20 protein-coding genes are annotated in these 20,917 nt (G+C 54.9%); 9 read left to right on the forward strand and 11 right to left on the reverse strand.

Translation table 11 applies throughout. The features are described from left to right. Positions 1–78: 78 nt before the first annotated feature. Positions 79–414 (forward strand): carboxymuconolactone decarboxylase family protein, encoded by a 336-nt coding sequence (locus tag AB9F26_RS08905; protein WP_369767820.1) that lies wholly within the window; start codon positions 79–81, stop codon positions 412–414. On the opposite strand, the gene AB9F26_RS08910 is transcribed toward AB9F26_RS08905, so the two are convergent. Beyond that, positions 411–2,900 (reverse strand): FAD-dependent oxidoreductase, encoded by a 2,490-nt coding sequence (locus AB9F26_RS08910; RefSeq protein WP_335585623.1) that lies wholly within the window; start codon positions 2,898–2,900, stop codon positions 411–413. The two genes, AB9F26_RS08905 and AB9F26_RS08910, sit on opposite strands and share 4 nt — an antisense overlap. Before the next feature lie 133 nt (positions 2,901–3,033). Then, positions 3,034–3,990 (reverse strand): hypothetical protein, encoded by a 957-nt coding sequence (locus AB9F26_RS08915; RefSeq protein WP_369767821.1) that lies wholly within the window; start codon positions 3,988–3,990, stop codon positions 3,034–3,036. A 153-nt stretch (positions 3,991–4,143) separates the two neighbouring features. Here AB9F26_RS08915 and panC point away from each other — a divergent pair, with 153 nt between their 5' ends. Both panC and panB read left to right on the forward strand, forming a co-directional pair. Further along, positions 4,144–4,992 (forward strand): pantoate--beta-alanine ligase, encoded by an 849-nt coding sequence (gene panC, locus AB9F26_RS08920; RefSeq protein WP_369767822.1) that lies wholly within the window; start codon positions 4,144–4,146, stop codon positions 4,990–4,992. A gap of 2 nt (positions 4,993–4,994) precedes the next feature. Beyond that, positions 4,995–5,804, forward strand: a complete 810-nt coding sequence (gene panB, locus AB9F26_RS08925; protein ID WP_369767823.1) for a 3-methyl-2-oxobutanoate hydroxymethyltransferase — start codon at positions 4,995–4,997, stop codon at positions 5,802–5,804. 12 nt (positions 5,805–5,816) lie between these two features. Here the strand turns inward: panB and AB9F26_RS08930 are convergent, their stop codons facing one another. After that, positions 5,817–6,239 carry a DUF4864 domain-containing protein gene (locus tag AB9F26_RS08930; RefSeq protein WP_369767824.1) on the reverse strand — a complete coding sequence of 141 codons (423 nt, stop codon included), beginning with the start codon at positions 6,237–6,239 and terminating at the stop codon, positions 5,817–5,819. Positions 6,240–6,306: 67 nt separating this feature from the next. After that, positions 6,307–7,887, reverse strand: coding sequence for a lysine--tRNA ligase (locus AB9F26_RS08935; RefSeq protein ID WP_369767826.1), 1,581 nt, complete (start codon positions 7,885–7,887; stop codon positions 6,307–6,309). Between the two features lie 116 nt (positions 7,888–8,003). Here AB9F26_RS08935 and AB9F26_RS08940 point away from each other — a divergent pair, with 116 nt between their 5' ends. Continuing rightward, complete coding sequence (locus AB9F26_RS08940) at positions 8,004–8,426, forward strand: tellurite resistance TerB family protein (RefSeq protein WP_039004443.1); 423 nt, start codon at positions 8,004–8,006, stop codon at positions 8,424–8,426. Here AB9F26_RS08940 and dacB read toward each other — a convergent pair. The 5 genes from dacB to AB9F26_RS08965 form a co-directional block, all read right to left on the reverse strand. Beyond that, on the reverse strand, positions 8,423–9,913 hold the full coding sequence (gene dacB, locus AB9F26_RS08945) for a D-alanyl-D-alanine carboxypeptidase/D-alanyl-D-alanine-endopeptidase (protein ID WP_369767827.1): 1,491 nt from the start codon (positions 9,911–9,913) through the stop codon (positions 8,423–8,425). The two genes, AB9F26_RS08940 and dacB, sit on opposite strands and share 4 nt — an antisense overlap. Before the next feature lie 66 nt (positions 9,914–9,979). Next, positions 9,980–10,582 (reverse strand): nicotinate-nucleotide adenylyltransferase, encoded by a 603-nt coding sequence (locus AB9F26_RS08950; RefSeq protein WP_369767829.1) that lies wholly within the window; start codon positions 10,580–10,582, stop codon positions 9,980–9,982. An 89-nt stretch (positions 10,583–10,671) separates the two neighbouring features. Continuing rightward, complete coding sequence (mgrA, locus tag AB9F26_RS08955; protein ID WP_369767831.1) at positions 10,672–11,703, reverse strand: L-glyceraldehyde 3-phosphate reductase; 1,032 nt, start codon at positions 11,701–11,703, stop codon at positions 10,672–10,674. 59 nt (positions 11,704–11,762) lie between these two features. Then, complete coding sequence (locus AB9F26_RS08960) at positions 11,763–12,263, reverse strand: hypothetical protein (protein WP_369754263.1); 501 nt, start codon at positions 12,261–12,263, stop codon at positions 11,763–11,765. Between the two features lie 199 nt (positions 12,264–12,462). Continuing rightward, on the reverse strand, positions 12,463–12,963 hold the full coding sequence (locus AB9F26_RS08965) for a hypothetical protein (RefSeq protein ID WP_369767832.1): 501 nt from the start codon (positions 12,961–12,963) through the stop codon (positions 12,463–12,465). A gap of 180 nt (positions 12,964–13,143) precedes the next feature. Here AB9F26_RS08965 and ettA point away from each other — a divergent pair, with 180 nt between their 5' ends. Continuing rightward, positions 13,144–14,799, forward strand: a complete 1,656-nt coding sequence (ettA, locus tag AB9F26_RS08970) for an energy-dependent translational throttle protein EttA (protein ID WP_369767833.1) — start codon at positions 13,144–13,146, stop codon at positions 14,797–14,799. A gap of 111 nt (positions 14,800–14,910) precedes the next feature. Here ettA and AB9F26_RS08975 read toward each other — a convergent pair whose 3' ends face one another. Both AB9F26_RS08975 and AB9F26_RS08980 read right to left on the reverse strand, forming a co-directional pair. Continuing rightward, positions 14,911–15,525: a hypothetical protein gene (locus AB9F26_RS08975; RefSeq protein ID WP_369754260.1), complete on the reverse strand. Its 615-nt coding sequence runs from the start codon at positions 15,523–15,525 to the stop codon at positions 14,911–14,913. A 198-nt stretch (positions 15,526–15,723) separates the two neighbouring features. After that, on the reverse strand, positions 15,724–16,101 hold the full coding sequence (locus AB9F26_RS08980) for a BrnA antitoxin family protein (RefSeq protein ID WP_369767834.1): 378 nt from the start codon (positions 16,099–16,101) through the stop codon (positions 15,724–15,726). Between the two features lie 279 nt (positions 16,102–16,380). Between AB9F26_RS08980 and AB9F26_RS08985 the strand changes: the two genes are divergently transcribed. The 4 genes from AB9F26_RS08985 (at position 16,381) to AB9F26_RS09000 (ending at position 20,913) form a co-directional block, all read left to right on the forward strand. Then, a complete protein-coding gene (locus AB9F26_RS08985) occupies positions 16,381–16,965 on the forward strand; it encodes an ANTAR domain-containing response regulator (protein WP_369754258.1) in 585 nt (194 codons plus the stop codon). Continuing rightward, positions 16,962–18,125 (forward strand): ABC transporter substrate-binding protein, encoded by a 1,164-nt coding sequence (locus tag AB9F26_RS08990; protein ID WP_335585638.1) that lies wholly within the window; start codon positions 16,962–16,964, stop codon positions 18,123–18,125. The genes AB9F26_RS08985 and AB9F26_RS08990 overlap by 4 nt, the downstream gene beginning before the upstream one ends. Positions 18,126–18,402: 277 nt before the next feature. Beyond that, the gene (locus AB9F26_RS08995) at positions 18,403–19,755 is read left to right on the forward strand and encodes a CmpA/NrtA family ABC transporter substrate-binding protein (RefSeq protein WP_369757642.1); all 1,353 of its coding nucleotides are present in this window, start codon (positions 18,403–18,405) and stop codon (positions 19,753–19,755) included. Between the two features lie 75 nt (positions 19,756–19,830). Beyond that, positions 19,831–20,913 (forward strand): ABC transporter permease, encoded by a 1,083-nt coding sequence (locus AB9F26_RS09000; protein ID WP_369767835.1) that lies wholly within the window; start codon positions 19,831–19,833, stop codon positions 20,911–20,913. Positions 20,914–20,917 lie beyond the last annotated feature (4 nt).

Raw genomic sequence — 20,917 nt, forward strand, 5'->3', positions numbered from 1 at the left:
CGTTTGTCTTGTTCTGGATCAAAGTGTCGCTACACTTTCTCATGTTTAAAACCAGAAACATCAGCAAAAGGAATTCGTATGGACTGGAAAGATTTCATGGGCGGGATGAAGCGTAATATCCGCAGCTTTAACGCCGCTGTTCCGGAAACCTCTGCAGGTTTTAGTACCCTCACAAAGGCCGCGAAATCAAGCCAACACGTCGACGATAAAACACTAGAGTTTGTTGCCCTTGGCATTTCCGTCGCGGAACGTTGCGAGCCTTGCATCGGCTTTCACATCGAGGCCCTCATCAAATGCGGCGCCACCCGCGAAGAAGTCGCGGATGTGCTTGGCATGGCGTTGCAAATGGGCGGCGGCCCGTCCCTGATGTATGCGTCCAAAGCCTTGGACTGCTGGGACCAAATGACCGCCTAACCGTTCTGGCGGATCGTCGCATTTGAGGGGTCGTAGGGGCTGTCTTCGACAATCTCGGCGTCCCACAATTGATCAAACATTTTGACCTTCAGTTTGTTGCCAACTTCGGCGTGTTCAGGTTTCACATACCCCATGCCGATGCTTTTCCCAAAGGCCACAGAATACCCACCAGACGTCAGCCGCCCAACCCGCACATCCCCCGCATAGAGCACTTCGCGCCCCCACGGATCGGCATCCTCAGGCCCCTCAATCAACAGCGTCACACATTGGCTGCGAATACCGGTTTTGAGCATCGCATCCTTGCCGTAAAAATCCTTCTCCAGATCAATAAACCGATCTAACCCCGCCTCTTGCGGCGTGGCATCACGGCCCAATTCCGTCCCGAACGCGCGATAGGATTTCTCCTGCCGAAGCCAGTTCTGCGCCCGTGCGCCCACCAGCTTGAGGCCAAATTCTTCGCCCGCCGCCATAAGCAAATCATAGAGGTAATTCTGCATCTCAACCGGGTGATGCAACTCCCACCCAAGTTCGCCGGTATAGGCCACACGGATCGCCATCACAGGGCACATTTTGAGTTCAATCGGCTTGGCCGAAAGCCACGGGAAGTTCTTGTTCATAAAGAACGCCTCGGGGTCGGCGTCATTCACCAGCTTCTTGAGCAAGTCCCGCGAACGTGGTCCCGCAAGGGCAAAAACCCCTGTCTGCGTGGTGGTGTTTTGCACCTCAATGCGGCCAAACTCGGCTTCTTTATCCTCCACCGCTTTGCGCAAATAGTCGCTGTCATAGGAGGTCCAAGCTCCCGCAGAAATCAGGTGATAAATATCCTCGGCCTCGCGTACGATGGTATATTCCGTGCGCACAGTGCCATGGCTCGTCAGGGCATAAGTCAGGTTGATCCGTCCAACCCGTGGCAACTTATTACAGGTAAACCAATCCAGAAATGCCGTCGCCCCCGCGCCCTTCACCACATGTTTGGTAAAGGCAGAAGCGTCAATCATTCCAACGCCTTCGCGCATGGCTTTCGCCTCTTTAACCGCATATTGCCACCAGCCCCCACGCCGGAAACTGCGCGCGTCATGGTCGCTAAACTCTAGCGGCGCAAAGTAGTTTGGCCGCTCCCATCCGTTCACATGTCCAAATTGCGCACCCGCCGCCTTTTGCCGATCATAGGCGGGACTGGTCCGCAAGGGCCGCGCTGCTGGGCGCTCCTCATCGGGATGGTGCAACACATAAACGTGGTCATAGGCCTCTTCGTTCTTACGCGCCGCATATTCGGTCGTCATCCAACTGCCAAATCGTTTGGGATCAAGGCTCGCCATATCGATCTCGGCCTCGCCCTCCACCATCAAGTCCGCGAGGTATTTACCCGCCCCGCCAGCCGCCGTAATGCCAAAACTAAACCCTTCAGCAAGCCACATATTGCGCAGTCCCGGCGCAGGCCCAATCAACGGATTTCCGTCGGGTGTATAACAAATCGGCCCGTTGAAATCATCTTTCAAACCGACCGTTTCCGACGACGGAATGCGGTGGATCATGCTCAGGTATTCTTCCTCAATCCGTTCCAAATCCAGCGGGAACAGATCGGCGCGGAAACTGTCCGGAACGCCATATTCAAACCGCGCCGGAGCCCCCTCTTCATAGGGCCCCAAAATCCAGCCACCGCGCTCCTCGCGCACATACCATTTGGCATCCGCATCGCGCAAAACAGGATGCTCGCCGTGGGTTTTGCGATACTCAACAAGCGCCGCATCGGGCTCGGTCACAATGAACTGATGCTCCACCGGAATCGCCGGAATCTTAATCCCCAAAAGGCGCGCCGTGCGTTGCGCATGGTTTCCCGTCGCCGTCACAACATGCTCGGCGGTAATTTCAATCTGCTCCTCCGACGGCACCAAATTCCCGCCCCGCTCAACCATTTTCGTACAGGTCACAATCCACTCGGACCCCGCCCAACGATAGCCATCAACCTGCCAACGCCGCTCAATCACAACGCCCCGTTGCCGCGCGCCCTTGGCCATCGCCATCGTCACGTCGGCGGGGTTAATATAGCCGTCCGTTGGGTGAAAAATCGCGCCTTCAAGATCATCGGTCCGCACCAAAGGCCAACGATCTTTGACCTGCGCGGGCGTCATCCATTCATAGGGCACCCCACAGGTTTCCGCCGTCGATGCATAGAGCATATACTCATCCATCCGCGCCTTTGATTGCGCCATCCGAAGGTTCCCCACAACGGAAAATCCAGCGTTCAATCCGGTCTCTTCCTCCAGCGTTTTATAGAACTTGATCGAGTAATCATGGATATGGGTCGTGGCAAACGACATGTTGAAATACGGCAAAAGCCCCGCCGCATGCCACGTCGACCCACTAGTCAATTCGTCGCGTTCGAGCAACATCACGTCGTCCCAACCGGCGCGCGCCAAATGGTAGGCAATCGAGGTTCCAACGACTCCGCCGCCAACAACCAAAGCTTTTACATGGGTTTTCATAACGCGCACTCCTTTGACCGCCACATTGGCCTATCCTTGCGGATTTTACGCCCTTCTTCCGACGCAATAAATGCAAAAACCGACCCCCGTTTCTGAAAGGTCGGCTTCAGGTTATTTTTCCACTCAAAACGGCTCAATTTGTGCGGGCAACACACCGCTTAAAGGAGCTCCCGCTGCAGCTTCCTGATCCCAAACGGCGTACTTTTGGCTTCTCGGTATTGGGGGCGACCACGTCCTGCTCCGTTTCGACTTGCTCGACGACTCGCGCGGCAAGCATCGCCTGAATTTTCAGGGCCATTGCGGCGTAAACACTCGGACTTTCTGCCGCTTCCTGCTCCTTGTCCATCGCCAAAAACGCAATCTCTTGCATATTGCCAACGCCCTCGATGGGGGTTTCTACCATCCCGTTCAACCCGTCAAAATTGATGTCCGCCATCAAGGTTAAAATATCGGAACTCGGCCCAATTGCCCGCAAAACAATATCAATCTGCCGGCCAATATGTCCCGTTAATTCTCGGCTAAAGGCCTCATCCGCCCGCGTGGTTTCCTGAAACAACACGCCCCCCACACGGGCAAAATCGCTCTTGATTTCAGTCATCCGCATCATGTCCTGCATCATATTCAACTGTTCGCCGCCAACCATGGTCTGAAGGCGCGCGGGAATGAACCGCAACTCAAGCGCGATCATCGTGTCACCCTTCTCATAAACCCAAGTGCCTTTTTTTAATCCGCGCTCAAGATCCGCCTGCATAAGCTTCACAAACGGATTATTGTCTACATCTTTTACCGCCTCTAACTGCGCAAGTTGGTCCGCAGTCAGGGGTTTTTGCGGGCCAAAAAACAGGTCGCCATCGCCTACTGTCCACACGCGTTTTTCCCAATCCGCGGGATTGGGGGCGTAGTCATCAATATCATAGGTTATCGGGTCATTTTTGAACGCTGCATACCGCGCCTTCGCAGAGGCGAAATACTCCGACACCCCATAGGTTTCCCCTGTCGCCTTCGCAATCTGCTGGCGTTGGAAAAAATCAAACCCAAACGTCATCGAAAGGGCAATAAAGGCAAAAACAACTAGAAAGGCGCGCTGCATGACGGACTCCGGTAAAATACCCTCCACAAATGCCCTCCCAACTTGGGCAAATTGTGGCCGCGCGGGGGAATATTCGTGTTTTCAGCGCAAGCGACTTGCCGCGTTGCAGCGTGAAAGCTATGGTTCCGCCAACCAAGAGAAACGGGGGCACCAATGGAAATTTGTCGATCAATCCCGCAAATCCGCGCGTATGTGGCGTCTCTGCGCGCGGAGGGAAAAACCGTCGGTCTCGTTCCCACCATGGGCGCGCTGCACGCAGGACATATCGCCCTCGTCAAGGCTGCGGCCCGCCACGCGGACTACGTGATTGCAACGATTTTCGTCAATCCAACCCAATTCGGCGACGCCGCCGATCTTGCCAAATATCCCCGCACCGAAGACGCCGATCTCGCCCTTCTCAAGGCGGCAGGCGTCGCGGCAGTGTTCATGCCGCAGGTTGACGATATTTACCCCGATGGGGCGGAAACCATCGTCGAGACCACTGTACTTGCCAATATGCTACACGGCCTTGTGCGTCCGGGGCATTATCGCGGTGTCGCCACCGTCGTCACCAAGCTTTTCAACATCATCGGTCCCGATGTTGCCGCCTTTGGCGAGAAGGATTACCAACAGCTCCAAGTCATCCGCAAAATGGTGCGCGACTTGCACATACCGATCAAAATCCTGCCCATCCCCACAATCCGCGAGGCAGACGGTCTGGCCATGTCATCGCGCAACACCCGCCTAACGCCTGCCGACCGCGCCGCCGCCGTCATTCTGTCCCAAGCGCTTGATGTGACCGAAAAAGCGGTGCAGTCTGGAACCACGGTTTCGGACCTCGCCAAGAGCATCCGTGCCACAATCGCAACCCAGCCGCGAGGCACGCTTGAGGGGCTCGATATCGTCGATGATGAAACTCTTGCCCCAATTAGCGGGCCCATCACAGATCCAACCGCCATCATGATTTCCGTCCAATTTGGTGACATTCTCCTTATTGATCAACGTGTTGCAACCCCGAGGTAGCCATGTCTAAACAAGTCAAGACCCGTCGTACAACTGTCCCCCAAATCGCCGCGCGCAAAGGCGGTGACCCGATTGTCTCCCTCACATCCTACCACGCCCACACGGCGGCCATCGTCGACAAACACGCCGATTTCATCCTTGTTGGCGACAGTTTGGGGATGGTGATGCACGGAATGGAAAGTACGGTCGGCGTGCCGCTTGACCTGATGATTATGCACGGTCGCGCCGTGGTAAAAGGCACGCAGAAAGCGCTCGTGGTGGTTGATATGCCCTTTGGCTCCTACGAGGAAAGCCCAAGTGTGGCCTTCCGAAATGCTGCCAAAATTATGAAAGAAACACAGTGCGGCGCGGTCAAGCTTGAGGGCGGAGCGCGCATGGCCGAAACCATCCGCTTCCTCACCGAACGCGGCATTCCCGTGATGGCCCACATCGGCCTCACCCCCCAATCCAGTCACGTCATGGGCGGCTTCAAAACCCAAGGCCGCGATGAGGATACATGGGCCGCCCACGAGGCCGACGCCCAAGCCGTTTCCGACGCGGGCGCCTTCGCGGTTGTGCTTGAGGGGATGGTCGAGCCTTTGGCGGCCAAAATCACCAAGCAAATCCCCATTCCCACCATCGGAATTGGCGCGTCTGCAGAGTGTGATGGGCAAATCCTTGTGCTCGAAGATATGCTCGGCCTCTCGCCGTGGACCCCAAAATTCGTCAAAGTTTACGGCAACTTGGGCGAAATGATCGAAAAAGCGGTCGAGGAATACGCCACAGACGTCAAATCCCGCGCCTTCCCAAGCGAGGACCAAATCTATCGCTAAAACACGGGGATTTTAGGCGGCAAATCCGCCCGCAGGAACAGGTAAGACAGCGTTGATTTTCCAACCTTCGCTGTCTGGCACCAATTCGTAATCCAGCACAAAACTTTCGCCCGATTTGGACTTCACAAGTACCTTCTGCCAAACCGAGCGACCCTCGGGCCGGTTATCAAGGAACGTCACATCCTCGGGGTCCACAACCATGGAAAACCCGCGCGCAACCATCATGCCAAACACTTCTGGACTGCCAAAATAACGCTGAATATCGTCCGATGCAAACTCGAATGCAGCCGTCAGGTCGCCGTCGCGAAACGCTTCCATCTGCCCCAAAACGGTGCGTTCCAAGGCACCATAAGCGCGCGCTTGATCCCCAACTTGGGCCTGGGCCACAAGAGGGTTCATAACCGCGACAATCGCCAATATCTTTAGAAAACGCATAATTTCACCTGTAAAGACACATCTCAAGGATGCGCCTTCACAGGCCTCGCGCCAAGTCACGATTTCGTTACGTGGCGAGTTTCCCCGCCAAACCGTCCTCAATCAGCGTGATGCTTTCGTCCACACCATACAGGGCGATAAAGCCCCCAAACCGTGGCCCTTGGCTCGCGCCCAGCAACACTTCGTAAAGCGCCTTGAACCAGTCACGCAACTGTTCAAACCCGTGCTCTTTGCCCACCGAAAACACCAAAGTCTGAAGCGCATCCGCATCCGCGCCGCCCTCCCAGGTCTTCAACCGCGCCGCAAGATCCGCAAACGCCGCAATCTCAGTGCCCTCGGCCAAACGATAGGTCTTGGCTGGCTTCACAAAGTCGTTGTAATACCGCACCGCAAATCCGGCGGCCGCATCCATCGCAGGGTTGCTCTCGGGCGTTGCATCTGGCGCATAGCGTTGAATGAATCCCCACATTTGCGCCTTATCTTCTGCCGCCGAAACCGACGCCAAATTAAGCAACATCGCAAACGGAACCAGCATATCTGACGCCGGAACATTGTGCCCATGCATGTGGTAAACGGGGTTCGACAGGCGCGCTTTTTCGTCCTGATCGCCGTAGGCCCGCAACTGCTGGTGGTACTCATCTACCGCCTTAGGGATCACATCAAAATGCAAACGCTTGGCCGATTTCGGCTTCAAATACATGAAATATTGCAACGATTCCGGCGCCGCATATTTCAGCCACTCTTCCATCGACAACCCATTGCCTTTGGACTTGGAAATCTTCTGGCCCAACTCATCATTGAACAACTCATAGGTCAAACATTCGGGCGGCTGCGCCCCCAACGCGCGGCAAATTTTCGTCGCCTGTGTCACCGAATCGATCAAATCTTTGCCCGACATCTCGTAATCAACGCCAAGGGCCGCCCAACGCATCGCCCAATCAGGCTTCCATTGCATCTTCACATTGCCGCCAGTTACCGCCAATTCAATGCGCTCGCCGGTTGGCTCATCATAGGTCACCGTGCCCTTCTCGGCGTTCACTTCCACCATCGGAACTTGCAAAACATGCCCCGTCAACGGCGAGATCGGCAAGAACGGCGAATAGGTCGCCTGACGGTCCGCACCAAGGGTTGGCAACATGATCGCCATGATCTTGTCATAGACCCGGCAAGCCTGCAGCAACGCCTCATCAAAACGCCCCGAAGTGTAATACTCGGTCGAGCTGGCAAACTCATACTCAAACCCGAAGCTATCAAGGAAATCACACAAACGCGCGTTATTATGCTGGGCAAAACCGGCGTGCGTGCCAAACGGATCGCGCACTTTTGTCAGCGGCAAATTCAGGTCTTGCTTCAATTCTTCCTGCATCGGAACATTGGTCGGCACCTTGCGAAAACCGTCCATATCGTCCGAGAAACACAAAAGTTTGGTTGGAATATCACTGATCTGTTCAAACGCGCGGCGCACCATTGTTGTGCGCGCAACCTCGCCAAAGGTCCCGATATGCGGCAATCCCGACGGGCCATAGCCGGTTTGGAACAACACATATCCCTTCTCGGGCGGCTGCTTGGAATAGCGTTTCAAAACCCGACGCGCTTCTTCAAAGGGCCAGGCTTTCGAACTCATCGCAGTTTCGCGCAGATCAGACATTTCAACACTCGTCTCGTTAATATGAGGCCCAATGCCTCATCCACCCTGTCTCCTATTGCGCCCCACCTGCCGCGTCAATATTCTACACACGAAAACACGTAGATCGGAGATCTCACATGAACGATTTTACCCACTCTTGGAGTCATCAGGACGCCCTTGTCGCAATGATGATTGCTGTTTCTGCAAGCGATGAAAACATCCGCACATCCGAACTTGTAACCATCCAACGGATTGTGAATCACCTACCCGTTTTTGCGGATTTTGACCAAGACCGTATGGCGGGCATTTCTAAAACCGTGCTTGACCTTTTTACCGAAGAAGACGGCCTCGACGCGCTGTTTGGTTTGATCCGCGAAAGCTTGGACGAAAAACTGTTTGAAACCGCTTATGCGCTCGCTTGCGATGTTGCTGCCTCGGACGGAAAACTCACCGATCAAGAACTGCGCATTCTAGAAGAAATGCGCTACGAGCTTGATCTTGATCGCCTGCATGCTGCCGCCATTGAGCGCGGAAGCCGCGCGCGCCACACCACGCTTTAACTGGCGTAGGTTCGCGCCCAACCCTGCAGTAATTCCTGTTGCATTTTACGGGAGTTCTGCGCCCATGCGCGGCCTCCAGCGGGCCGTTCACGTTCGCTTTTGCCGATCTGGGTCCGCTTTTTAAGGTCTGCTGTGAAAATCGCAAAGGCTAAAACCCGTCCATTAGGCAGGGTGATATATCCTGCTAAAGCACTGACAAAATTGAGGGTTCCGGTTTTGGCGCGCACTGTCGCTGGGGCATTGTTGAGCTTTTTCCCGTCGGGACTCTTCAGGACGATATTTTTCATCAATCCGTGCAATGCGCCATTGGGTTTGGCCGCAACAAGGGCCGAGACCATCTCGCTCGCGGGAACTCTTGAATCGCCGCTCAAGCCTGAGTGGTCGACAAATTTCGCCGTGTTCATCCCCAGCGCAGGCCCCGCCCAGCTTGACATTTTGGCGCCCGAGGTCGCAAGGTTGCGCGGAGAAATGCCCCGCCCACGGGTCGCCGAAAGGCCGATGACCTCCGCTGTGATGTTGGTCGAATATTTCAACATATCGCGTACAATCAACTGCAATTTCTCGCTTTGCACCTGCGCGACCACGGACCCTTTTGGCAGGGTCGCGGTCGCACGTTCTTTGCCCAATTTGATACCTTGCGAACGCGCCATTGTGCTAAAAACATCCGCCGCATACAGCTCGGGTTTGCGCACCGGAAGCCAACGGCTCCCCCCGTCCCCCAGCGCGCCACTCGCCACCGTCCATTGCTCACTGTCTTTACCGTCCGCATAGGTATAAATCGGCGTCGCGCGTTTTTTGACCACCATTTTGGCCATATGAACCTCGGGACGGTATTTGTCGCTACGGGCGTCCATCGCGACGGAATAGCCCGAATTGGCCCGTTTCCACTCAAAATGCACGCGGTTAAAATTCAGGTTCAGCCCCGAAACCGCGGGGTTATACCCAAGGTGATCGGGCTGTTCTTTATCAATCGAGCGCACATAGGGCAGGACCGCCGAATGCACGAGAAAATCCCCTGTCACCTCTCGCACCCCTGCGTTTTTCAACCCCTGCGCTAGCACCGCCAAGGCATCCGTGTTCAAGGTCGGGTCGCCACCCCCCAAAAGCACCAAATCGCCGTTCAAAATGCCGTTGGAAATCGGTCCCGTGGCCACCAATCGTGTGCTAAATTCATACCCCAAGCCCAACGCCTGCAGCGCATAAAGCGCCGTGATCGCCTTCGCCACCGACGCAGGCGGCATCGCCAAACCTGCGTTGCGGCTTTCCAAAATCTCGCCCGTCGTCGCATCCGCGACCACAAATCCGACGTCGCCGCTAAAACCCGCGCCCGCAACAATCCGCTCGGTCGGGTTAGCGACGGATTTCGCGAAATTCTTGGGTTTTACGGGTGGAAATAGCGACGTTTCTGGCGCGCCAGCCTGTGCAAGGACCGCGCTGCCGCTCATCAATCCGGCGAGGATAAATCGTCTAGAATACTGTTGGCTCATAAAAGCATATAACCCTCAGATTGGCGGCGAAACAAGCGCTTGAATACAGTAATCGCCAATGGCGCGCTAGCGTTTCCAACCACCGTTGGCGCGCAGTTGCGTCGACGAAATATCCACCATCGGCAAATTCACAAAACACCACGCAGGGGGCTGCGCCTTCGCAAGCAACATCCGCTCGCTTTCCGGCAAACGCGCGGTGCGAAACCGTCGCGCAGTCGGGCTGCACAGGGCCCGCAACCGATCTCTCGGACGCGCCAAAACCCCCACGCGTACGTTTTTCATGATCCAGTCCCATTGCCCCCAAAGGTGGAATTCCGCGAGGTTATCCGCCCCCATAAGCCATGTAAAATCCACCTTAGGATATTCCGCGAACAACACCTTGAGCGTCGCCGCGGTATAGCGAGTGCCCGCTTGGGCCTCAAAATCCGTCACCTTGATCCGCGGGTGCGTAATCATCGCATTTGCCGTCGCCATCCGCCGCGCAATCGGGGCGGGTCCGGTGGATTTCAACGGATTTCCCGGCGACACCAACCACCAAACTTCATCCAGTCCAAACCGCTTTAACGCCGCGCGTGAAATATGTACATGCCCCGCGTGGGGCGGATCAAACGACCCTCCCAGCAATCCGATTTTCGCACCAGCGCGCGCAGAGGGAATGTCATACCGCATAGGGGTCTCTACCCTTAAACCACCGAAAATCAAACAAAAAACGGCCGCAAGCTGCCTTGCGACCGATGTGAACACATCTCAAATAGCGCCTAATCGGTCGATGACGACTTGGCCCAAAGGTTGATATTGGCTTCGCCCGAAAGACGGTCGATTTCCACCAATTCCGCATCGGTAAAGTTAAGATTATCCACCGCCCCGACGCAGTCAATCACTTGGCTCGGCTTGCTCGCGCCAATGAGCGCCGTCGTGATGCCACCCCCGCGCAGAACCCATGCAATCGCCATTTGCGCCAGTGTTTGCCCACGACCTTCGGCCATTTCGTTGAGCGATTTGATGCTCGCCAAAGTGTTGTCATTCAGGAATTCTGGGCGCAAAGATTTACCCTGTGTCGCGCGGCTACCTTCGGGAATACCGCCCACATATTTCTTGGTTAACATCCCCTGCGCCAGCGGCGTAAACGCGATCGATCCGACGCCCAATTCCTGCAACGTGTCCTTCAAACCATCGGTCTCGACCCAGCGGTTGAACATATTATACGACGGTTGGTGGATCACACAGGGCGTGCCCAGATCGTTCAAAATCGCCACGGCTTCGCGGGTTTTTTCTGAGTTATATGACGAAATCCCTGCATAAAGCGCGCGCCCCGACCGCACGATATAATCCAATGCGCCCATAGTTTCTTCGAGCGGTGTTTCGGGATCAAAACGGTGCGAATAGAAGATATCGACGTAATCAAGTCCCATCCGTTTGAGGCTCTGATCACAGGACGACACCAGATATTTTCGGCTGCCGAATTCGCCGTAAGGGCCGGGCCACATCAAGTACCCCGCCTTGCTTGAAATGATCATCTCGTCGCGATATCCCGCGAAATCTTCACGCATAATTTCGCCAAACGCGGTCTCTGCGGAGCCGGGAGGGGGGCCGTAATTATTCGCCAAATCAAAGTGAGTGATACCATTGTCAAACGCTGTTTGCAGGATGGCGCGCTTGGTCGCATGCGGCGTGTCACCGCCAAAATTGTGCCACAGGCCAAGCGACAGCGCTGGCAGCTTTAGTCCGGATTTTCCACAGCGGCGGTATTGCATTTTTTCATAGCGGTTTTCGGCGGGGGTATATCCCATGGAAATATCCTTTATTTGAGTAGCCTTAGGAGGGAAGCGCCCTCCTAAGGCATGATTTATTACAGGCTGGCGTTACAGGTTTTCGCCGCTTCGATGGCTTTTAACGTGCCGTCGAGATTGATCGTAAAGGCAAATTCCGACTCTGGAAACACAGTCATTTCATACTGCTGCATGAGGTCTGTCACGAATTTTGGATCGTCCGAAAGGATGTATCCGCCCGAATATCCGTCGGTGATATTGCCGCGCATCCCCGTACTTTCGCCAAGGTAAATATTGTCACCAATCAAGATGCCAATCTCACTTGTTTCGCCCGCTACGATGTTGGTTTCTTGTGTGGTAAAAACGCCGAGGTACCCAACTGCGCGGTCCTCAGTTAGGCCCATTTGGACCACATTTCCGTCTGAATCCGCTTTTTCAATAAAGCAGGAGAGTTTTTCGATATCTTCAAAGATATTCCACCCCTCGACCGTTTCATAAAAGGCGAATTCATCCGCGGCATAAGCTTGCGTCGCAGTCAATGTCACTGCCGCGGCCATTGCAAGATTTTTCAATGAGATCATTTTATATTCCTTTTTAAGAATGCACCCCAAAACAATGCTGGGTCAGAGAAATTCGTAGTGGGTATCGGTGGTTGAAGTCTAGAGCCAAAAGGTAATCCTTGCCAAATTTTAGGGCAAAGAGTGGCGCGGGGCACCGCTCCTCCGACATAAAAATGGCCCCACATACAGAAGGGCCACCATTTTCTAAAACGCGCGGGTTCTAGAAGCTCGCCATGCACTTACGTGCGGCTTCCATGCCCCTCATCGTCCCATCCAGATTGATCTCTAGCGCGTAAGATCTTCCCGAAAAAACAGACATAACATATTGTTGTGCAATATCTTCTGCGAGTTGTTCGTTGTCATACAAGAAATAGCGCCCCATGTAACCGTTGCTTAATTTCCCACGAACGCTTTTGGATTTACTTTTATAAGAATGATCGCCGACGACGATTTGAATCTCTTGAATTTCGCCGTCTTTAAGGCCAATTTCTGTTTGGGTGAACACCCCGACATAGTCAAATAAATTGTCAGTCGTCCGCCCCATTTGCACAACGTTATTCAAGTCATCCTTGCGTTCCATAAAACAGGTTTTAGCTTCGAGATCTTTCCAAATATTCCACCCCGCAACGGAGACAACTCCTTCAAAACGATTTTGAGCAAAGGCACCGGTTACACTCATTGAAACGAGTGCAGCTACGGATATAATTTTAAACACGGACATAATAATTTTCCCTTAATACGCGCCCATTGGCAGCAATAGGCCGCCACACAGCGACCCTACTCCCCGACCGGCAGCTGATCAAACTTTTTTCTCCCTCGCCCCGCAAACCCTTTGCCCCCTTGCCCTCAACCCCCACAAACTATACGAAAAGCCAACCCACCTTTACCTCGGAGAACCCTCATGGCCGCTTATCAATATGTCTACTTCATGGACGGAGTCTCCAAAACCTACCCCGGTGGTAAAAAGTGTTTTGAAAACATCCGTCTAAACTTCCTTCCCGGCGTGAAAATCGGTGTCGTTGGCTCCAACGGATCGGGTAAATCGACCCTCATGCGCATCATGGCGGGCATGGACAAGGATTTCGTGGGCGAAGCATGGCTCGCCGAAGGTGCCCGCGTCGGCTACCTCCCCCAAGAACCAACCCTCGACGAAACCCTCGATGTGCGCGGCAACGTGATGCTCGGTGTGGCCGAGAAAAAAGCCATCCTTGATCGCTACAACGAACTCGCGATGAACTACTCCGAAGAAACCGCCGAAGAAATGGCCGCCCTTCAGGATGAGATCGACAGCCAAAACCTCTGGGATCTCGACGCCCAAATCGACGTCTCCATGGAAGCCCTGCGCTGCCCCCCCGATGACGCCGATGTCTCCACCCTCTCCGGTGGTGAAAAACGCCGCGTCGCCCTGTGCAAACTCCTCCTCGAAGCTCCCGATATGCTGCTCCTCGATGAGCCAACCAACCACCTCGACGCCGAAACAATCGCATGGCTCCAACAACATCTGATCGACTACAAGGGCACCATCCTCTGCGTCACCCACGACCGTTATTTCCTCGACGACATCACGGGCTGGATCTTGGAACTCGACCGCGGCGCAGGCATCCCCTATGAGGGCAACTACTCCGCATGGCTTGAGCAAAAAGCAAAACGTCTTGAAAAAGAAGCCAAAGAAGACAAATCCAAGCAACAAACCCTCGAGCGCGAACTCGAATGGATGCGTCAATCGCCAAAAGCCCGCCAAGCCAAATCCAAAGCGCGGATCAACTCCTACAACGACCTCGCCAATCAATCCGAGCGTGAAAAAGTCGGCAAAGCCCAGATCATCATCCCCAACGGCCCCCGCCTTGGCACCAAAGTGATCGAAGTCGAAGGCCTCAAAAAGGCCATGGGCGACAAACTCCTCGTCGAAGACCTCACCTTCGCCCTGCCCCCCGGTGGCATCGTCGGCGTGATCGGCCCCAACGGCGCGGGTAAAACCACCCTGTTCCGCATGTTCACCGGCCAAGAAAAACCGGACGAGGGCACCGTCGAATTCGGCGATACCGTCAAACTCTCCTACGTCGACCAAAACCGCGACGACCTTGACCCAAACGCCACCGTGTTTGAGGCCATCGGCGACGGCGGCGAAATCATCAAACTCGGCGACGCCGAAGTCAACGCCCGCGCCTACTGCTCCTCCTTCAACTTCAAAGGCGGCGATCAACAGAAAAAACTCGGCATGTTGTCGGGCGGCGAACGCAACCGCGTCCACATGGCGCGCCTGCTAAAAGAAGGCGGCAACGTCCTCCTCCTCGATGAGCCAACCAACGACCTCGACGTCGAAACCCTCCGCGCCCTTGAAGACGCCCTCGTCGATTTCGCAGGCTGCGCCGTCGTCATCTCCCACGACCGCTTCTTCCTCGACCGCATCTGTACGCATATTCTAGCATTCGAAGGCGACGCCCACGTCGAATGGTTCGAAGGCAACTTTGAGGATTATGAGGAAGACAAAAAACGTCGTCTCGGCGCGAATGCCTTGGAGCCTACACGGATGAAGCATAAAAAATTCGTACGTTGATTTTGCAAAGCAAAAGTAACGGGGGCGCGGCAGCGGGTTTGGCAACAAACCTGCCTGCGCACTCCGCTGGAGTTTCAAAATAGCCGCGTTGCAATCCGCTACAGGCTATACCTACCCCTCCATCCGAATGACATTTCGCCAATCCAGATCGAACTCGCTCATGAGAGCGCTATACCCCTTGCTTGCACGCAAAGCCTCGTATGTTTTTTGGATAGAATCCATAGACGGATACCCCACTGCCAACAAACGACGCCCGGCTGCCGGACCTGTTAATATGGTGCAATAGCGCATGATCATAGCTCCGTTTTTCTCAAAGTGCGGAACTTCAGCGCTCATTGCCTTTAGTTTCAAATCCTTGCATCCCCACCGAGTCACCACTCCGTAGGCAGGAACCTCCATAGAGGTTTTGGACAATCCAAGGTCCTCTATTTTCAGTATATTGCGGAGCGTAACCGAGACATTTCCGTCTGCCACAAGCTCTTTATAGGCTGCCGATTTTGCATAAACATTAAAGGCTCCATCAATACCGTTCAGCTCTTCGTAACTCTGAAACAAGATCAATTGCCCAGTTTGCTCGCCCGTCGCGAGAACTCCGAACCGTGTGGTCAGCGCTCCGGCATCGCTCTTTAATTCACTACAGAGTTTGGACAGAAGTTTAAGGGCTTGCCCCACAAAGGGCTGCTTACAGGCAGCAACAGTAACCATCATATATCTTGGAGTAGTCATACTATTCTCCTAATAATTGTTGTTTACAAAAATACTGCCCTTAAGAAATGCCGTTGCCTACCTCGATAATTGTCGCCCCTACTCTTTGAAACCTGCGGAAAGGTTGATGAGACTATAGCACAATTCCATTCAGTTTTCTCGTTCTTAAACTAAGACCCGCACAGTCGAGCTTTCATACTGCTTGAATCGAACAGATCCTCAAACCGCCCGTCCCTCCTCATCCCGATCTTCCCGCGCCTCGATCACCTTGCTCAACCGCAACTCCGCAAACAGCGCCAGCACATCATTCATCACCTTCTGATACCCCGCCCCATACGCGCGGTAGTATTTCAGCACAGGCTCCTCCAGCAAAAGCGTCACCCGCGCATTGCGCGGCGTGAACCCAAACGCCTCCGAAATCTCTTCCCAATCCTCTGGGATAAATTCCGACCGCAGTTCCGCCGCCCGCACCGCCGTACTCACCCGTGCCAACGTATTCTTCGCCATCCGCACATGCCGATGCTGTTCCTTCGTCGCCCGTCGATCCGACGCAGGCTCAATCCTATCCCGAGTATTTTTGTTATGTGGCGTGACCATCGCGGCCTCCATTCTTTGTGAAATATGGCCCCATCCTCCCACCAAATCGTTAACGCCTGCGCAAACCTGCGGCCGCACATCCCGCCCCTATGGAAATCATATGCAAAACATATGCGAATAACGTCCCGCCTTTTGCCGTTGCCACACCGCGTTAAGACAGCGCCCAAAAATCATGCAACACGCCCCTTTTTGCCCGATTTTCGCCCACAACCCCGCAATCCCCCGCACCCATATCTCGCCCTATCTGTCCCTTCGCGCGCGCCGCGTCTACACCGTGATATGGCCCAAAAATTGCGCATAACCATCCTAGAATCCGATCCCGAGCGTGCCCGCATGATCGTCGACGGACTCTGCGACGCGGGCGATTTCACCATCACCGTCCTAGGCAATGAAACCTCCTTAAATCAACGCCTTAGCGAGCTAGACCCTCACGTCGTCCTCGTCGATATCGCCAATCCCAGCCGCGACACCCTCGAAAGTCTCTCCCTCGCCTCAGGGGCCAATAAACGCCCCGTCGCCATGTTCGTAGACCGCTCCGACCCCGAGCTAACCAAAGCCGCGATCGACGCGGGCCTTTCCGCCTATGTCGTTGACGGCCTTACAAAAAATCGCATCAAACCCATCCTCGACGCGGCCATCGCCCGCTTCAATATGGTCTCGCAAATCCGCAATGAACGCGACGCCGCCAAGGCCGCGCTGGCCGAACGCAAAACCATCGACCGCGCCAAGGGCCTGCTGATCGCCGCCAAGGGCATTTCCGAAGAAGAAGCCTACGCCCTCCTGCGCAAAACCGCGATGAACCAAGGCCGCAAAACCGCCGACATCGCCCACGCCCTCGTCACCGCCAGCGAGCTGCTAAAATGACCCCCCTCTCCTGCGCCTTCGTCCCCCTCGTCGACTCCGCCCCCCTCATCGTCGCCCACGAACTCGGCTTCGCTCGCGCCAACGCTCTCAAGCTCAATCTGGTGAAACATCCCAGTTGGTCCTCCCTCCGCGATAGTCTCGCCCTAGGGCAAGTCGACGCGGCGCAAATGCTCTCGCCTACGCCCATCGCCACCTCGCTAAATCTTGGGAATCTCCCAGTAAAAATTGATGTTTTGATGGTGCTTTCGGTCAATGGCAATAACATCGGCGTTGCACCAAAACTGGCGCAGAAGATGCGCGGCAACGGCTGGAGTGGGGCCTTCCAAGCCCCGCGCGAGACGGGCCTTCACCTGATCAAATCCGCGGGCGAAGCCCTGCGGGTGGGCATCCCTTTTCCCTTCGCTATGCACGTCGAACTGCTACACCACTGGCTCAGCGCCCTCGGCCTCCCAGAGCGTGCCCTCGACATCAAAGTCGTCCCTCCACCCCGCATGCCCGACGCCATCGCCAATGATGAAATCGATGCCTTTTGTGTTGGAGAACCTTGGGGGTCCCTCGCCGTCGAACAAGGTGTTGCCGAACTCATCCTTCCCGGCTCTGCCATTTGGAATTTCGCCCCCGAAAAAGTCCTCGCAACCCGCCACGACTGGACACAAAACCACCCCGAAGAAACCAAATCCCTGATGCGCGCTACCTATCAAGCCGCCTGCTGGCTCGAAGACCCGTCCAACCGTATGGTCGCCGCCGACCTCCTCGCAAGCGCAGAATACCTCGACCTCCCCGAACACCTGATTGACCGCGCATTGACAGGGCAAATTGCCCCGACGCGCAACGCTCAACCCCAATACGTTCCACAGTTCCAACAGTTCCACGGAACCGCCGCAAATTTCCCGTGGCGCAGCCAAGCCGCATGGATCGCGACGCGATTAGCTAAGCGGTACAGTCTTGACCCCGTTCATGCTCGTTCGGTTGCACGCAACTGTTTTCGCACAGATTTATACCGCCACAACCTTGAAGGCCTGGGGGTGGACATGCCCGCAGCCTCTGAAAAACTGGAGGGCTCCCTTGCTGCTCCAACGCTCGTTGCCTCAACCCGTGGAGAGATGATTCTGGGGCCAGATGCATTCTTTGATGGCGAAATTTTCGACCTCAACGCCTAATTGCGCCCATTTATTATGCAGTCGCAGAATTTGACGGAAAATTCGGCCACAAAGCCTCGCCGCACCGCAGCAACCCTCGTACAAATAGACCAACGCTGAGCAACGCCGCTTAGTCAATACCGTCCAGCGATGGACGACATGAGCAAAGCCGCTCGATTCTTCTGACATGTCCTCCCGTGTCTCTTGAATCGTGCGGCTTTTTTCGTTCTTGCCCCTTCCTCCAACATTATCGGGGGCGCAATACAGAAGGAATTATTCGATGAAATATGCACTTAGCATGGCCGTGGCGACGAGCTTTGCCCTCGCGGCTCCCTCATGGGCTGAAATGCTGGACCTCGAAAAAGATGAGCTTACAATCGGCTTCATCAAACTCACGGACATGGCTCCGTTGGCAGTGGCCTACGAACTTGGATATTTTGAGGACGAAGGCCTCTATGTCACATTGGAACCGCAAGCCAACTGGAAAGTGCTTCTAGACCGTGTGATCGACGGCCAACTCGACGGCGCGCACATGCTTGCAGGGCAACCTATCGCGGCGACTATTGGCTATGGCACAGAGGCCCACATCATCACCCCCTTCTCGATGGATTTGAACGGCAACGGCATCACGGTTTCCAATGCCATTTGGGAAAAGATGCTGCCACACGTTCCAATGGACGACGCGGGCAAACCCGTTCACCCAATTTCTGCCGCCTCGTTGAAACCTGTTGTTACCGAGTTCGCCGACAAGGGCGAGCCTTTCAAAATGGGCATGGTTTTTCCTGTTTCTACTCATAACTATGAGTTGCGCTACTGGCTGGCTGCGGGTGGGATTGAGCCGGGATATTACTCACCCGACGACGTTTCCGGCCAAATCGCGGCTGATGTTCTACTCTCCGTCACCCCCCCGCCACAGATGCCCGCGACCCTCGAAGCGGGTACAATCCATGGATATTGCGTGGGCGAGCCATGGAACCAAGCGGCGGTCTTTAAAGGCATCGGCGTCCCTGTTGTGACCGATTATGAAATCTGGAAAAACAACCCAGAGAAAGTCTTCGGCATCACAGCAGAATTCGCAGAAGAAAACCCAAACACAACACTTGCCGTCACCAAAGCCCTCATCCGCGCTGCGATGTGGCTGGATGCAAACGACAATGCCAACCGTCCAGCAGCGGTGGAAATCCTGTCGCGCTCTGACTATGTTGGTGCGGATTACGACGTGATCGCGGCCTCGATGACCGGCACATTTGAATACGAAAAAGGCGACGTGCGCGACGTGCCTGATTTCAATGTTTTCTTCCGGTATTTCGCGACGTACCCCTATTATTCCGACGCGGTTTGGTACCTGACCCAAATGCGCCGATGGGGCCAAATACCTGAAGGCAAATCCGATGCTTGGTACGATGAAACAGCAAAAAGCATCTATAAACCAGAGATTTACCTCGCCGCAGCAAAGCTCTTGATTGAAGAAGATCTCGCAGCTGAAACTGACTTCCCATGGGACACTGATGGCTACCGCGTCGAGACACCCGAAGGCGATATCATCGACGGCGTTGTCTATGACGGGCGCACCCCCAACGCCTATATCGACAGCCTGATCATCGGCCTCAAAGGCGAGCAAACCGTTCAGCCCAGCGGCATCACTAATTAAAAATACCTCCCCCAGCTCCCCTCAGGGAGCTGGGTTTCTTCACTTGAAACTATACGCCAGATTGGAGACGGTCAGATGACCACAGTCGAGCCCGAATTCGCCGCAAATATCGAAAAAGAAGCCAAACGCGCGCGCCTTTTCACACGTATCAACAAAGCCGACGCATGGTTCTCTGTGCTGGGCCTTGCGTGGATGACCCCCATTCTGAAAGCCTTCGCTGGAGACAACCCACGGGCCCAAATGAAGCAAATCTGGTTGCTCTTGGGCGTTCCGCTGTTGTCGATCGTGTTGTTTTTGGCTGCTTGGGGCGCCCTCGCACCCAAAGTGCAAACCTCCCTTGGGGCTGTTCCTGGTCCTGCGCAGGTTTGGGAGCAAGCCAAAGTGCTCCATGCGGACGCCATTCGCGAAGGTCAAAAAGAAAAACAATTCTATGAGCGCCTAGCAGTCCGCAACGAGAAACTGATTGCTGAAGGTAAATCGGACCAGATTAAAGACCGCGCCTATACGGGCAAACCGACGTATTACGACCAAATATGGACCTCCATCCAAACCGTCTTCTTTGGCTTTCTCATTGCCTCGGCGATTGCAATCCCCCTCGGAATTGCGGCGGGTCTCTCGCCTATCGTGAATGCAGCGATTAACCCCCTCATCCAGATTTTCAAGCCCGTATCCCCCCTCGCGTGGCTCCCCATCGTGACCATCATCATATCAGCCACCTATGCTACCAACGACGGCCTGTTCTCAAAATCCTTTCTCACCTCAGCGATCACGGTAACGCTGTGCTCCCTCTGGCCCACCCTTATCAACACAAGCCTCGGGGTCGCGAGCATCGACAAAGACCTGATTTCCGTGAGCAAAGTCCTCAAGCTCTCGACGTTCACCAAAATCACCAAGCTCGTACTTCCTTCGGCCCTGCCCCTGATTTTTACCGGATTACGCCTGTCCCTCGGTGTGGGCTGGATGGTTTTGATCGCGGCGGAAATGCTGGCTCAAACCCCCGGACTTGGGAAATTCGTCTGGGATGAATTCCAAAATGGCTCCTCGCAATCCCTCGCAAAAATCATGGTTGCGGTCCTGACCATCGGCGTTATCGGCTTCTTACTCGACCGTCTGATGTTCACAATCCAATCGCTCTTTACCTTCTCAGAGAACAGGTGATCGA

Origin of the sequence: Falsihalocynthiibacter sp. BN13B15, from assembly GCF_041205415.1 — a bacterium.
Classification (GTDB): domain Bacteria; phylum Pseudomonadota; class Alphaproteobacteria; order Rhodobacterales; family Rhodobacteraceae; genus Falsihalocynthiibacter; species Falsihalocynthiibacter arcticus.